16 protein-coding genes and 1 other annotated feature are annotated in these 14902 nt (G+C 49.1%); of the genes, 1 reads left to right on the top strand and 15 read right to left on the bottom strand.

Annotation, left to right across the window (positions count from 1 at the left end):
- The first annotated feature begins 2 nt into the window (after positions 1-2).
- Positions 3-581 carry an LOG family protein gene (locus FC99_RS03485; protein WP_048732446.1) on the top strand — a complete coding sequence of 193 codons (579 nt, stop codon included), beginning with the start codon at positions 3-5 and terminating at the stop codon, positions 579-581.
- Between the two features lie 216 nt (positions 582-797).
- On the opposite strand, the gene mprF is transcribed toward FC99_RS03485, so the two are convergent.
- The 15 genes from mprF to gltX all read right to left on the bottom strand — a co-directional run bounded on the left by mprF (position 798) and on the right by gltX (position 14785).
- On the bottom strand, positions 798-3410 hold the full coding sequence (gene mprF, locus FC99_RS03480) for a bifunctional lysylphosphatidylglycerol flippase/synthetase MprF (protein ID WP_048732447.1): 2613 nt from the start codon (positions 3408-3410) through the stop codon (positions 798-800).
- Positions 3411-3854: 444 nt separating this feature from the next.
- The gene (locus FC99_RS03475) at positions 3855-4448 is read right to left on the bottom strand and encodes an NADPH-dependent FMN reductase (protein ID WP_048732448.1); all 594 of its coding nucleotides are present in this window, start codon (positions 4446-4448) and stop codon (positions 3855-3857) included.
- A gap of 306 nt (positions 4449-4754) precedes the next feature.
- Positions 4755-5120: a 50S ribosomal protein L7/L12 gene (gene rplL, locus FC99_RS03470; protein ID WP_048732449.1), complete on the bottom strand. Its 366-nt coding sequence runs from the start codon at positions 5118-5120 to the stop codon at positions 4755-4757.
- A 58-nt stretch (positions 5121-5178) separates the two neighbouring features.
- A complete protein-coding gene (gene rplJ / locus FC99_RS03465) occupies positions 5179-5685 on the bottom strand; it encodes a 50S ribosomal protein L10 (protein WP_048732450.1) in 507 nt (168 codons plus the stop codon).
- Between the two features lie 25 nt (positions 5686-5710).
- Positions 5711-5835: a sequence feature (ribosomal protein L10 leader region), on the bottom strand.
- Positions 5836-5906: 71 nt separating this feature from the next.
- A complete protein-coding gene (gene rplA / locus FC99_RS03460) occupies positions 5907-6605 on the bottom strand; it encodes a 50S ribosomal protein L1 (protein ID WP_048732451.1) in 699 nt (232 codons plus the stop codon).
- A 98-nt stretch (positions 6606-6703) separates the two neighbouring features.
- Positions 6704-7129 carry a 50S ribosomal protein L11 gene (gene rplK, locus FC99_RS03455; protein WP_020088139.1) on the bottom strand — a complete coding sequence of 142 codons (426 nt, stop codon included), beginning with the start codon at positions 7127-7129 and terminating at the stop codon, positions 6704-6706.
- A 131-nt stretch (positions 7130-7260) separates the two neighbouring features.
- Entirely contained in the window at positions 7261-7812 is a 552-nt protein-coding gene (gene nusG, locus FC99_RS03450; RefSeq protein ID WP_048732452.1) for a transcription termination/antitermination protein NusG, read from the bottom strand.
- Between the two features lie 122 nt (positions 7813-7934).
- Positions 7935-8111, bottom strand: a complete 177-nt coding sequence (gene secE / locus FC99_RS03445) for a preprotein translocase subunit SecE (RefSeq protein WP_048732453.1) — start codon at positions 8109-8111, stop codon at positions 7935-7937.
- A gap of 46 nt (positions 8112-8157) precedes the next feature.
- Positions 8158-8307 (bottom strand): 50S ribosomal protein L33, encoded by a 150-nt coding sequence (gene rpmG, locus FC99_RS13565; protein WP_082153174.1) that lies wholly within the window; start codon positions 8305-8307, stop codon positions 8158-8160.
- Between the two features lie 74 nt (positions 8308-8381).
- The gene (locus FC99_RS03440) at positions 8382-8951 is read right to left on the bottom strand and encodes a sigma factor (RefSeq protein WP_048732454.1); all 570 of its coding nucleotides are present in this window, start codon (positions 8949-8951) and stop codon (positions 8382-8384) included.
- A 549-nt stretch (positions 8952-9500) separates the two neighbouring features.
- Positions 9501-10043, bottom strand: a complete 543-nt coding sequence (locus FC99_RS03435) for an NYN domain-containing protein (RefSeq protein ID WP_048732455.1) — start codon at positions 10041-10043, stop codon at positions 9501-9503.
- 25 nt (positions 10044-10068) lie between these two features.
- On the bottom strand, positions 10069-10839 hold the full coding sequence (gene rlmB / locus FC99_RS03430) for a 23S rRNA (guanosine(2251)-2'-O)-methyltransferase RlmB (RefSeq protein ID WP_048732456.1): 771 nt from the start codon (positions 10837-10839) through the stop codon (positions 10069-10071).
- Positions 10839-11243, bottom strand: a complete 405-nt coding sequence (locus FC99_RS03425; protein ID WP_156166963.1) for a Mini-ribonuclease 3 — start codon at positions 11241-11243, stop codon at positions 10839-10841. Before FC99_RS03425 ends, rlmB begins: the two co-directional genes overlap by 1 nt.
- 5 nt (positions 11244-11248) lie before the next feature.
- Positions 11249-12661 carry a cysteine--tRNA ligase gene (gene cysS / locus FC99_RS03420; protein ID WP_048732458.1) on the bottom strand — a complete coding sequence of 471 codons (1413 nt, stop codon included), beginning with the start codon at positions 12659-12661 and terminating at the stop codon, positions 11249-11251.
- 633 nt (positions 12662-13294) lie between these two features.
- Positions 13295-14785 (bottom strand): glutamate--tRNA ligase, encoded by a 1491-nt coding sequence (gltX, locus tag FC99_RS03410; RefSeq protein WP_048732459.1) that lies wholly within the window; start codon positions 14783-14785, stop codon positions 13295-13297.
- Positions 14786-14902 lie beyond the last annotated feature (117 nt).

The following is a 14902-nucleotide window of genomic DNA, read 5'->3' as shown; positions in this document are numbered from 1 at the left end:
ACATGTCAACCATTAAAAACGTCTGTGTCTTCTGTGGCTCGAATCACGGCTATGATCCACAATTTCTGATTCAAACGAACGCACTGGGAAAATATCTTGCCGAAAATAACCACCCCGTTGTCTACGGTGGCGGCAAGGAAGGCTTGATGGGCGCCATTGCCACCTCGACCATGGCGGCCGGCGGTGAAGTCATTGGTATCATCCCCACCTTTCTCCGCGAGATGGGCTTAGCCAAGGAAGACGTGACCACCTTTATCGAGACGGCGACCATGGATGAACGCAAGGACGAAATGTTGCGGCAATCCGATGCCTTCATTGTTCTCCCCGGAGGCTTCGGCACCTTTGAAGAATTCACGACCATGCTGTCTTGGAGCCAGATCAACGTCCACCAAAAACCCATCGCACTCTTTAACATCGATCACTACTTCGATGAACTGGTTGCGATGATGCACAAATGTTGTGATGAAGGGTTTGCCCCCAAAGAGAATCTGAACCTCTTCATCGACGCGGACACCATCGACGGTATTTTCGCCGGCTTCGCGAACTTCCACCATCAACTGCCTTTCAAGTACACGAACTAGGTTAATTTTACGTACTGCGGCTGCCAGGAACTCCGCCAGCTTAGAGCGATTTTTCCACTCATATGCGTGAGGCATTTCTCAATGGACTGCTGCGAACATAACTTCTATTATCAGTTAATTTAAAAGCATCTAGCGACTTGAATCTTCTCGCTAGATGCTTTTTTAAATTATTTTTGATAGTTGGCGGCGAGTCGTTCGCTTACACTCCTCCCACTATCACTCCCGGTTCTGCCACCGGACTTCGTCAACCAACCAGCCAGTGAGCCACTTGGGAACAAATTGTGGCGTCACATTCGGCCGGCGATTGATGATCAAGAGTAGTTGTAACATGCTAAAGATCAACGACTGCCGTTTACGATAGGCCAGGTATTTGGGTTGCCAGTCCGTAACGTACTTTTCTTTGTACGCACGCAGGCCTTGGAAACTGTAAAAGTTATAACCATACTCATAAATAAGGTGCGCTGCCCGTTCCTCAATGAAGCTGAACTCCGACATCCCCACGTTGGCCAATGGCGCCATCCCCAGGTTAAAACTCTGATAGCCCTGGTCCCGACAGGTCTCAAATAGGTAGACGAACAAGCCGTCCATGATTCCCGAGGGCGCGTCATGACTGGCCCGCATCAAATCGATCGACGTCATGGTTCGTTCACCGGTCGGCATGAGGTTGGCAAACGCCACGATTTTTCCTTGGGCGTCACGCATCACCGCCACCGGTGCCTCATTCAAGTAGTCGCGGTCAAAGAACCCCATAGAGAAGCCCTTTTCCGTTTCATCGTTCAACCACGATGTGGAAATCGCCTGTAGGTCACTGAACTGTTCATCGCTCAACGGCGGCTGTAAGAGGTCGAACCGGTAGCCTTCCCGTTGGAACTTATTGATCAACGCCCGCTCGCCCCGCCGCGCCTTACCGCTTAACTTAAACGTCTGCAGGTCAACGTGGCCCTCTTCACCAACCTTGATGAAGTCAAAGCCCATTTCGTGGAGCCGTAGGGTAAGTGTTTCGCTGATCTCATAGAAGACCGGCCGCAAGCCCGCCCGATCGGCATCGTGCATGAAGGCCTTCAACGCTGGTTCCAGAACGCCTTGATTGCCAATCGGTTCCCCCATGACCATCAGCTTGTCTGCCTCTTGGCGGTACAGCAAGAAGAGCTGGTCCTCACCATCGACCTGATAGAAATAGGCCCGCTTGTCGTGCAAAAACGCCAGGTGACTGACCTCATTTCCCCCAAACTTGGCAATAATTGCACGCATTCTGGGGGCATTATATGGCTCTTGTAGCCACTTTGGCCGACCACTGGATAAGTACCGGTAAATTCCAATTAAAATCAGTAGCGCAACTAAGAGGCCACCTAGACCATTCAGCCACACCTGCGTCGATGGTAACAGCCAAGCATTGGGTAAAAATTGATGATGGTGCGTCCCGACCTGCATGCTGAAAATACCGATAATGGTATAGAGGATAAAGGTCCCCACGTAAATACTACCATCTACCAGTAGGCCACCCCAGGAATAATTCAGACTCGTTCGGTAAAGCTCCGGCCGGGCAAATAGGAGACAGGCCAAGACCAGCCCCAGTAAGATTGCCAGACCAACTGGGAAGTTTTCCCGCCACAGTGTGATCACGATTGCCACGACCAGGACGACCAACGTGGGCCAGAATGCACGTTTGACCCGGGCACCCACGCCGCGCGCCAACCCAATCAGCAGGAAGGCCATAATGATATTACTCATCTGGCTTAAGAAATAAAACATGTAGGGGATAAGCCGCATGTACAACCGGTTAGCCAGCACCACGTCTGGAATCGTCGCAAATAGCAACATCATGACTCCCGAGAAATACATGAAGGTCGTCACGAAGAGGTGGGCCCCCCGCCGCAAAATCGTCACCGGTAAACCATTTAGAAACTGGTTGACCCGGTGACCGACATCATGGATGAAGAACCCGACACCCACGGCAAATGGCAGTAAGTAGTAGAACAATCGGTAGAGTAATAACCACCCCGTTGCGTCGGCCCGACTGACGCCCAAGAACCCCAGTCCGATAATCATGAAGACGTCAAATGACCCCAAACCTCCGGGAATCATCGACACGACGCCGGCCACGGAAGCCACGACAAACATCGGGAAGACGGCTGCCAGTGAAATTGGCAATCCCAAGGCCCAGCCGATCAATAGGAAAAATAGCGCACAACTTCCCCATTCTAGGCTGGAACCGACAATCAGCTTCATTTCGCGTTTTAAGGTTAGATCATGAAAAAATTCGCCATTACTCAGGCGGGTGAAGACAAAGACACCGGGGAAGTAAAGGCCCCCACCCAATAACCAGACCCAATACCCGCGAAACGGCTGGCCAATATCAAAACCGAATAACATGATCAACGCAACCCAGCAGGCCAGGGAAAGTCCCGCCAGCAGGAATAATGCAATCTTAGAAATGGCGTAGACGACCTGCTTCTTAGTTGCCGCTTTGGCATAGAAGTTGGCACGGAGACTAGCGCCCAATAAGCCGCCCATCCCCGCCAAGTTGGTAAAGGTATTCGTAGTCCAGCCACTGCGAACGATGTAGCCGCGCGAAAACTTACCTGGTAAAAATTCAACGATCGTAAAATCGTAGACCAGCATTGGTAAAACCGCAATGAAGCCGCAGACTAGCAGTAACAGCAACGTCCCCGTATTGAGCGTTGCCAGCTCAGCCCGCAAGTCCTGGCCGTTCACTTCCTTAGCCACACGACCCACCGCTTGAATAATAAATATTAAAATCGAAAACATGAAGAGGCCCTTGATCAGCGTTAAATGACGCTGAATCCGACCCCACAATCCTTTCCCCATGATGCTACCTCCCCCGTAGAACTCCATTATCTCAATAGCGTTTTGAAAAAACAATCAAGGGGCAAAGCTAACCGACTGTTGCGACAGTTAACTATCTTTACCCACCACCTGACCGTTACGCTAAACAAAAGGACATGACTACTGCATTCAGCGGCCATGCCCTTTTGTGACTGACTAAAACACTCTGTATTAGTCCTAACCAATCTGATAGCTCATTATACCATGGGGAACCCTGCTGGTAACTGGTTAATAATCCGTGGGGAAGATAGAAGATTTGCTAAACTTTGATACGCCGCGGCTGTCAGGGATTCTGTCTGCTACAGGGATGCTTCAGACTGTAAAACCACCAGTCTTCTCGTTCGCTTTGAAACCACGAAAACTACCTCCACGGCTGGCCGCATCCCTGGCCTCCTCTGGCTCTAATTACTTTACCACTATTCTAAGTTACTTCGCCGAATAAGGATGGTCCTTCATTATCTGCGCGTAGTGTTGGAGCTCATCAAAGGCTGACTCTAACCGCGCTGCGAAGTGGTCACTGTTAGGTGCCGTGGCAACCAACGTTCCGTCGTCTTGAAAATTAGGTTCGGCATTCCACAGTAACACGGGTGATGGCAGCACCATCATCTTTAGCATCTGGAGAATACCCACGAAGGACATCGCGGCAAGCATCCCACCATCACTGTATTTTGAATACGTCACGATTTGAACCGGCTTACCTGCCGTCTCTGGGCCGACAAAGTCTAACGCATTCTTCAAGACACCGGTGATGGCGTGATCGTATTCTGGACTCAAGAAAACGTACCCATCCTGTGCGGCCAACACGTCCAACCACTTCTGCTCCGCGGCCGCTAAACCTTGAATGGGTTCAGAGAGTGGCGTTTCCTCGTGATCATAAAATGGTAGTGGATAGTCCTTCAAGTCAATCCATGTGTACGTTACATCCGCAGTTGACACCGTCTTTTGTAAATACCGAAAAAGTTTGGCGCCTAAAGACTTCGTCCGCGTCGTTCCGAGAATAACACCAATTTTTACTGTCATGTTTAGCGACCTCCTATAGTTTTGCTTACGTTCACAAGGTTATCATAGGCATTAACTAATCACAATAGAAACCGATTAATCATTTGATAACTTAAAATAAGTAATTTTCACTTAGAGCCCTAGCCATCAGCGTTTTAACTAACTAAATGTAAGCAAATATTTTTTGATCTATCGCCCGTTCATTCTCCCCCAACCGTCCGTGGTCTTGCCAGTTAACTCATTTTCTCTAGGGTTAAGTCGGCAAAATGGCGGCACAAAAAAACCGTCACCCGTAGGCAACGGTTTTTAATTTGTAAGTGTAAGTGACTACTTAAGAGTAACAGTACCACCAACGGCTTCAAGCTTTTCCTTGATGTCGTTAGCTTCGTCTTCAGTAGCGCCTTCCTTGATGATAGATGGTACGTTATCAACAAGGCCCTTAGCGTCCTTCAAACCTAAACCAGTGATTTCACGGACAGCCTTGATGGCCTTAACCTTGGCGTCACCAGATTCAGTTAATTCAACGTCGAATGAATCCTTGGCAGCAGCGTCGCCACCAGCAGCACCGGCTGCAGCAACTGGGGCAGCAGCGGATACGCCGAATTCGTCTTCGATACCCTTAACTAAGTCGTTAAGGTCAGTAATGGATGCTTCTTTAAGAGAAGCGATGATAGCATCTTTATCAAAAGCCATGTTATTTTCCTCCAATAATTGGGTTTTATATTTTATGTTTCAAATTTGAATCAGGGACTTAGGCTGCGTCGCCTTCGTCACCCTTTTCAGCAATAGCCTTAACCGCGTAAGCCACGTTCCGTACTGGTGCTTGTAATACATTAGCCAGCATAGAAAGAAGATCTTCACGACTTGGCAAGCTTGCGTAAGCATTGATTTCGTCAACGGAGACAATCTTGTCTTCGATGAAACCACCCTTGATTTCAAGGTCATCAACACCGTCAGCAAACTTCTTCAAAACCTTAGCTGGGGCGATTGCATCCTCGTCAGAGAAAGCAACAGCAGTAGGGCCTGCAAAGAGATCGTTAAGATCACTGTAACCAGCCTTTTCAGCAGCCCGAACCAAGATCTTGTTCTTGATAACGCTCATATGAACGCCGGCTTCACGTAATTGCTTCCGTAATTCAGTTGCTTCTTCAACAGTTAAACCACGGTAGTCAACGACGATAGCACTGGTGGCGTTGTTGAATTTTTCAACAACCTCATCAACCTTTTTTGCCTTAATTGCGATAGCTTGTTCACTCAAATTAATTCACCTCCCGGAGTAGTTTGGTGGGATAAAAAAATCCCTATGCCACCAAGACATAAGGAGTCCAAAGTTTAAGTAAACTTCTTCCTCGGCAGGAAATTAAGACCATTAGGCCACCTGAGTCTTAGGTAGATCTATTAAATACAACTTCAATAGCATACAATACTTCGACATCACTGTCAACGTATTGCAAGGGATTTTTTTAAATCACATTTTACTTAGGCTAATAAAGAAGCCAAGTCAACGTCGACACTAGGGCCGAACGTTGATGCGATTGAAACGTGTTGAACGTAAGTCCCACGCACAGCGGCTGGGCGGATACGAACAATCGTTTCGGCAATGGTCTTCAAGTTGCCGGCAAGCTTGTCAGCATCAAAGGAAACCTTACCAAATGGAACAGCAACGTTACCGTCCCGGTCAGTCCGGTAAGTAACTTGCCCGTTCTTAGCATCGGAAACAGCCTTTTCGACGTTCATCGTAACGGTACCCGTCTTAGGGTTAGGCATTAAGCCCTTAGGTCCTAAGACACGGCCTAAACGACCAACTTGGGCCATCATGTCTGGCGTTGCAATTGCAACGTCAAAGTCCAACCAGCCGTCTTGGATGCGTTCTACTAAGTCTTGTTCGCCAACAACGTCAGCACCGGCAGCTTGTGCAGCCTTAGCTTGGTCACCCTTAGCGAATACGATTACCGTGGTTTCCTTACCGGTACCATTTGGCAATACTAATGCGCCACGGAGTTGTTGGTCCGCTTGCTTTGTATCAACGTTAAGCTTGAAAGCAACTTCAACAGTTGCGTCGAACTTAGCGAAATCCATCTTCTTAACTAAATCAATCGCGTCGCCCATGCCGTAGACCTTGTCAGCCTCGACCATTTTGGCAGCGTCTTGATAATTCTTACCTCGTTTGTGAGCCATTTTTGTGTATTCCTCCTTGCAAATGTGGTTGTAACGGATAAACCTCCCACTTGACACATTTCATTTTCGTGAAGTGTCCGACTATCCGAAAACTGAGCTTAACCTTCGACCGTGAAGCCCATGCTCCGGGCAGTACCTTCAATCATGCGCATAGCTGCTTCAACATCAGCTGCGTTTAGATCTTGCATTTTAGTTTCAGCGATTTGCTTAACTTGATCCTTGGTTACCGTAGCAACCTTCTTCGTGTTAGGTTCGCCGGAACCACTTTCAACACCAGCGGCCTTCTTCAACAGCGTTGCTGCTGGAGGGGTCTTAGTGATGAAATCAAAGGAACGATCTTCATAGACACTGATCACAACAGGAATGATCATACCAGCTTGGTCAGCGGTACGAGCGTTGAATTCCTTAGTGAAGCCCATGATGTTGATACCTGCTTGACCTAAAGCTGGTCCAACTGGGGGAGCTGGGGTTGCTTTACCCGCAGGAATCTGTAATTTAACGACATTAGCTACTTTTTTAGCCACGAGACAATACCTCCTTGAGTCCGTGTGTGGTAAGTGGGGCTGTTAGTTTGCCCCTCCCACTTTGTACATATGCATCACGCATACCTGAGAATCATACCACACTTTACTAACTGCAACAAGTTCTTTTCAAATTAACCTAAGATTGGGTCAACTTGGTCAAAGTTCAGTTCAGTACTGGTTTCCCGCCCGAACATATCAATGTTGACCTTCAACTTCATCTTTTCGTTGTCAACTTCAGTAATCTTACCAACTAGGCCACTGAAGGCACCATCGACGATCGTGACGGAATCGCCAGGAGCAACGTCCAAGTCGGCATGCCGTGCAGAAATGCCAACTCGCCGTAAGATGCGTTCAACTTCATCTGGCAACAATGGCGTTGGCTTACTCCCTTGACCATGTGAGCCCAAGAACCCAGTGACACCAGGCGTGTTCCGCACAATGTACCAAGCTTGGTCACTCATGACCATTTCAACCAAGACATAGCCAGGGAAAGTCTTTTCCATTGTGACCTTGTCCTTACCGTTCTTAACTTCGTGTTCCTCTTCTTCGGGAACGACGACCCGGAAGATGTTGTCTTGCATCCCCATTGATTCGGCCCGGGATTCCAAGTTCGCCATAACCTTGTTCTCGTAACCTGCGTAGGTGTGAAGAACGTACCATTGCTTTTCAGCTGACTCAACCATTTTGGTGCACTCCTTTAATTTCATTGACTTTTCGAGCAAAATAAAAAAACTCCGCGTACACGAAGTTCCCTGTTACCTACTAATATAGCATATTTAGTCACATTTGACTACCGACAATTCCACTAAGCGAGGAACTTCAGGCCAAATTGAACGACCCAATCAACAACCGCAAAGAAGATTGCGAACAGGATTGAAATGCCAACTACAGTTCCGGTATCGTGCCGGGTCTGCTTAGGGCCTGGCCAAGAAACTTGTTTCATTTCCTGCCCGACCGCCTTAAAAAAACGGAATAAACGCATGGTGTTGCCTCCCTAGAATTAGTGTTTGTCGTTGTGATTAGTCAAATTAACGGGTTTCGCGGTGTAACGTGTGCTTACCGCAGTACTTACAAAACTTCATAACCTCTAGCCGTTTCGTGCGGGTTGCACTTGCTGTGATGGTGTAATTCCGTGACCCGCAAACCGAACAAGCCAGGGCAATTTTCCGTTGAGCCATTTTGCCACCACCTTTGATCAAATCGTCTTCAACTCATACTGCAATAGCTTACCATCGTTTGCCCCGCCCGTCAATCATTCGGCCAATAGTCGCCGCAGCTTGATCTGACTTCGGTGAGCGGCGGAAATCACCTGCTTTAACGGCAACGCCTGCTGCTGACTGATGGCCCCTAGACTACTGCCCTGAACCAACCCAGTAAACACGGTGCGCTCAATCACTGATAGCTCGCCCTGTAATTGCAACAAAGTTTCCTTGACTTCTAATTGTTCACGCACGACCCAATGCTCGTCGACTAAGGTATCCGCAAAATAGGTGCCATGTTCTTCGATTGAAAGCGGCGATTGTCCCGCCTGACGCTTTAACGCATGACTTTTACGAATCAGATCGTACACGCGATGAGCCAAGTTCAACCGGTAAAAGGCGCCAAAGCTTAAGGAACGACTAAATTTAAAATTTTCAATGACGGTACAAAAAACCAGGAGTGCTTCTTGCTCCCAGTCATCCTCATCATGGCCGGGAATAAAATAGCGGTGCTGCATTCGGTACAGAACTGGCCGATAACGTTCAAATAAAACACGCAACGCGGGTGAATCCGTCCCCTGGTGAATCAACTCTAATAGTGCGGTATCGCTTAACTCAGTCAATGAAAAAGCCTCCCCTTCGTCTGGTAAGTTCCAGTCTACGGGAAGGCCGCCCTTTCGCCGAGCGAACGAACGTTCATTTTTAAATTTATATTTCTAGAATCAAATTGTATAACTTGGCCGCACTCCGGCTGCCAGAGATTCCGCCTGCTGTGAGGAACGCCTACAGCCTGAGAAACGGGCTTTCGGCTCGCCTGAAAGCCGCAAAAAACCATGCGTCTCTCAGGTCGTCCATGCTGTAAGTCGGGCAAGAACCCCGACTAACACCATTTTCACGGCTGGCTACATCTCTGGCCTCCTCCGGCTCAGGTTGTGCGCTGATGCCATCGGTACTGGAAAATTAAATGTGATTCGCTTATCAAGCATGCCCGAGTAGGCATCATTTAATACTAATATCGTGGCAACTAAAATCCGTCAGCGACGATTGACACTGACCCAACAACGAGTTTCCTATCGAATTTAAGTAAAAACTGTTTGTGATTTCAGACTACGTCCATCCCACTTCGACTAATAGTTACCAATCAGTAGATAGATTCCACCTACAATCTACAGCTACTTTTTCTTCTTCGCCGGCTTTGCCATCATTTGGTCGCGCAACTTCTCTAACTTATAAAGTTGCTGATCATTCCACGGTGATTTACGCACCATGCCCTTGTCCGCGAATTCGCGGGCCGTCTGTTTGACCTCGTTTTGGGCCCGTTCGATATCTCGGAGAAGTTCACCCGCTGGGATTCGCAAGGCGCCTTCGGAGAAGATGGTCCACTGTTCAGCCTGGTCACTAGTGGCAACCGTGACTTGGGTGAACCGCGTTTGCCGCTCCTTGGCCAATTTTTCAATATAGCTGTCCGCCGTCTCATCCCTGTTTGTCCAAACGACTTCCAAGTCAAACTGCTTGTAGCTCTTAGAGATACCGGGAACGTACATGGCATCAAACACCACGGTGATCGACGCGTCACGCAGCTTACGGTAATTGGCCAACATGCTCAGCAGCTCATCCCGTGCTTCTGGTAACCGATCTGCTAATTTCAATCGGTTGAGTTTGGGCCAGTTGCCGATCATGTTATAGGCATCGACAATTAAAATGTCTTCTTTCATTATCCCTCGCTCATTTCTTTTTGACTTAGTGTTGCACGGGGTGACGAGAACTGAAGCCTTGGTACATCAACAAACCGGCCGCAACACTGGCGTTTAAGCTTTGCACGTGACCAACCATTGGAATCGTCAACGTCACGTCGACCGTTTCCTTTAGCAAGCGCGAAATACCCTTGCCCTCGTTGCCAATGATCAAGGCACTGGCGCCCTTAGCGTCCCAGTCACGGTAGTCAGTTCCATTCATATCGGTCCCAAAGATCCACAATCCGCGGTCCTTCAATTCTTTAACCGTGTTGACCATGTTGGTGACCCGGGCAACCGGTACCGTCTCGATGGCCCCCGTCGATGTCTTGGCCACCACGGATGTCAACCCAACTGCACGCCGCTTGGGAATAATGATTCCGTGAACACCACTGGCATCGGCTGTCCGCAGAATCGACCCCAAGTTATGAGGATCTTCAACGCCATCCAAAATCAAGAAGAATGGTGCTTCACCGGCAGCTTCGGCCTTAGCGAATAAGTCGTCAATGGTGGCGTACTCAAAGGCGGCAACCCCTAGGGCGACCCCCTGGTGATTTTGGTGGTCCGTTAACAGGTCCAGCTTTTGCTTAGGGACTTCGGAAATGACCAGATGCCGCTTCTTTGCCAACTGACGAATTTCGTCCAGTGCTTCGGCCTTTAACCCACTCTGGAGGAACACCTTGTTGATGGTCTGTTGGCTCCGTAAGGCCGCCACGGCTGGATGCCGACCAATGACAAAGTCACTGCTGATATCTTTTTCTGATTGTTCTGGTTTCATTACTCAGTTCGCCCCGCTTCCACTTGTTGAATGCACCATTGTCCTAATTCGTCTACTCGGTCTTGCTTGCCACTCAGGGCCAAATATCCCATGAGCGCTTCAAATCCGGTTGAGATTCGGTAAGTCACGACATCCGTGTTCTTGGCGTGGGTGTAGCTCTTAGCATTTCGCCCGCGTTTGAACATCGTCCATTCGTCCTCACTCAGGAGCTTGTCTTGTTCCATCAGGTTGATCAACGCCGCTTGGGCCTTAGCCGAAACGTAGTGCGTTGCTGTCTTTTGTAAATGGTTCGGTTTTGCCAGGCCTTCTGCGATCAAATGCCGGCGAATGATGACCTCGTATGCCGCGTCGCCCATGTAGGCCAGTGCGACCCCGTTCAATTGTCGATAATCTGCTGCTTCAATTGTCATTAATTTCCCTTTCTCCAACGCGTCCCTTGGGGCGTATCTTCCAAAATGATGCCGTCGTTTTTAAGTTGTTCGCGAATTTCATCGCTCCGTTCAAAGTTCCGGTTGTTCCGGGCTTCGATTCGTTCTTGGATCAATGCCTCGATATGGTCATCGTCTAGCTCGGCCGCGGACGCTAACTTGACTCCAAAAACGCTCAGTAAGTCCGTCAGTGTTTGCCGCATAAACTCTAGTGTGCCCTTGAAGACCACCGGCCGTTCAGCATAGACGTTGCCTAACCGGGCCAAATCATAGACTTCAGACACCCCATTTTGAACGTTAAAATCATCATCCATGGCGTCGATGTAATCCGCCACGATCTGCCGCGTTTCCTGCTCCGTCTTCGGGTCATTGCCGGCTTCAGCATCCTTCAAGCGGTAGCCCATATTGTCATACGCTGTCTGCAGTCGTTCGAGATTCCGGACAGCCGTATCCAAGTTCCGCTGACTGTACTGAATTGGCCGCCGATACTGCGTCGTTGCCATGAAGAACCGCAGCGTTTGTGCGTCCACCGTCTTTAAAATGTCGTGGACCGTCACAAAGTTGCCCAGTGACTTACTCATCTTCTCATTGTCATCGCCGATGGTCACAAAACCATTGTGTAACCAGTAGTGAACGAAGGTTTTACCCGTCTTGGCCTCACTCTGAGCAATTTCATTTTGATGATGGGGGAAGATCAAGTCTTCGCCACCCCCATGAATGTCAAAGGTATCGCCAAGGTAATGGGTGGACATGACGGAACACTCGATGTGCCAACCAGGACGACCGGCCCCCCAAGGAGATGGCCAGGAAATTTCGCCGGGCTTAGCCCCCTTCCAGAGCGCAAAGTCGACGGGATCTTCCTTACGGGCAGTCTCTTCATCGTTTGTGTGCTGCGAAGCGCCCTCTTCCAGATCATCCAAATTCATGTGCGCCAATTCACCATAGTGGGCAAACTTATGTGCCCGGTAATAGACGTCCCCATCAACCGGATAGGCATATCCCTTGTCAACTAGGTCTTGGACAAAGGACACGATTTCATTGATATGGTCGGTCGCTCGTGGATTGACCGTAGCTGGCTCAATGTTTAACGCCGCCGTGTCTTCCTTAAAGGCCGCAATAAACCGGTCCCCCAATTCAGGCACCGTAATCCCTAACCGGTGGGCTTCATTAATCATCTTATCGTCGACATCAGTAAAATTAGAAACGTATTTGACTTGGTAACCGCGGTATTCGAAGTAGCGCCGAATCGTGTCAAACGCAATGGCACTCCGCGCGTTCCCAATGTGAATGTAATTATAAACGGTGGGGCCACACACGTACATGTTGACCACACCGGGGGTAATTGGCTCGAAAGTCTCTTTTTGCCGAGTCAGTGTGTTAAATACTTTGAGCATCCCAAGGCTCCTTTCGCGTCACTTTTATATTTTAATTCTGTAGCTTTGCAGTAGCCTGCGCCTTACCAGTCGGCAGATATGGGCTGGAACGGTGCGGACACAACTTGAAGCCTCGTAAGTGCCGAGTCTCCAAGCTTGGTCTTCTGCTAAGCCGGCCAAGAACGCCGACTTAGCAGAACGACGCGCCTGAGCTCATATCTGCCGACCTCTCGGCTTACACTGTTGTTCAATGGCAGCCATATCGAGACCAATAAGACTGCACTGCCAGTAGATGGCCGTCACACACAGCATCTAGGTAACATCTACCGCATGAATGAACAATCTGTAGCCAGAGGCGGCCAGGAATGGATTCAGCCGTGATAATGGCGTTAGTCGGGGGACTTTCCCGACTTACACCATGGACGACTTTGAAGACACACGATTTTTGTGTGGCTTCAAATCGAGCGAGAAGACTGGTGATCTTCCAGGCTGAAGCGTTCCCACAGCAGGTGGAATCCCTGGCAGCCGCAGTGCGGCCAATTTTCACCAAACCACAGAACCAAATGAGTTAGCTCCATTGTAGCATATCCCGGAGAAAACAAAGAAGCCGAATGAGCAGCTTATCCGCTCATATTCGGCTTCTTTACCAAATCACTAACCTTCGAGTTGGGCTAACGTCTGGTGAATGTGTTGTAAGGCCGTCTTGCGACCAACTAATTCAATGGATTCTGGTAATTCTGGACCGTGCATTTCGTGGGTCACGGCAATTCGGATTGGCATCCAAAGTTGACGGCCCTTGATGCCGGTCTTGGCTTGAACGGCCTTGATCACGTGGAAAATTTCTACGGAATCAAAGAGGTCCAGCTTTTCAATCTGTTCAGCGAATTCCTTCAACACGATTGGTGCCGTGTCGTTGCTGATTTCAGCTAAGGCGTCGCCAGAAACTTGTTCTGGTTCCTGGAAGAAGACGGAAGCCATATCGTTGATTTGGGCCATGTAGCTCATTTGTCGCTTGTAGAGGTTGATGAGTTGACGTGACCATTCGATGGTTGCCGTATCAGGGTTAGCCGGAACGTTCCCAGCCTTGATCAATTGCTTCAAGGCCAAATCCATGACGGTACTGTCGTCGGCATCCTTGACATAACGGTTGTTCAACCATTCCAACTTATCACTGTCAAACGTTGCGGGTGATGAACTCAGGCGCGTTTCGTCGTACATCTTGATAAATTGCTTCCGGTTGAAGATTTCGTCTTCGCCCACTGGTGACCAGCCCAACAACAGAATGAAGTTGAACATGGCTTCTGGCAGGTAACCCAAGTCACGGTATTGTTCGATGAATTGTAAGACGGATTCGTCACGCTTAGACAGCTTCTTACCGGTGTCCTTGCTGATAATCAAGCTCATGTGGCCGAACTTTGGTGCTTCCCAGCCGAATGCTTGGTAGATCATCAATTGCTTTGGCGTGTTGGCAACGTGGTCATCCCCACGGAAGACGTGGCTGATTGCCATCTTGTGGTCGTCAACCACAACGGCAAAGTTGTAGGTTGGCATGCCATCGCGCTTGGCGATAACGAAGTCCCCACCAATGGTATCGGAGTTGAAGGACACGTGACCCTTAACCATGTCGTCCCATTCGAAGATTTCGTCCTTGGGTACGCGGAAACGAATAACCGGCTTCAACCCCTTAGCCTTAGCGGCGTCAATGGCAGCTTGTTTTTCTTCCTCGTCCATACCAGCGTATTCATATTCGTAGTGTGGCATTTCCTTACGCGCTTTTTGAGCTTCCCGGTCGGCAGTTAATTCGTCTTCCGTCCGGTATGATTCGTAAGCTTTGCCTTCATCTAACAGTTGTTGGATGAGTGGCGTGTAAATGTCGCGCCGTTCGGACTGACGGTAAGGACCGTAATCCCCACCGACATCGGGACCTTCATCCCAGTCCAAGCCGAGCCACTTTAAGTTTTCTAATTGGCTCCGTTCACCGTCAGCGATGTTCCGCTTCGTATCCGTATCCTCGATCCGAATGATGAACTTACCCTTGTTGTGACGGGCAAATAAATAGTTGAAAATGGCCGTCCGGGCATTACCAATGTGTAAATGACCGGTTGGGCTCGGTGCGTACCGAACCCGAATTGAATTTTTCGCCAAAACGTTTGCGCCTCTTTCTAATTTATTTCACGTTTTATTTAAACACTGCCACATTTTCATGACACAGTGCCTTAAGTGTACAATGCCATCGCGGAAAAATAAAGGTGTGGGCCTCAA

The organism is Levilactobacillus koreensis JCM 16448 (assembly GCF_001435525.1).
Lineage (GTDB): Bacteria > Bacillota > Bacilli > Lactobacillales > Lactobacillaceae > Levilactobacillus > Levilactobacillus koreensis.
Note: the sequence above shows the minus strand (reverse complement) of the source record. Positions and strands in the feature narration are given on the sequence as shown.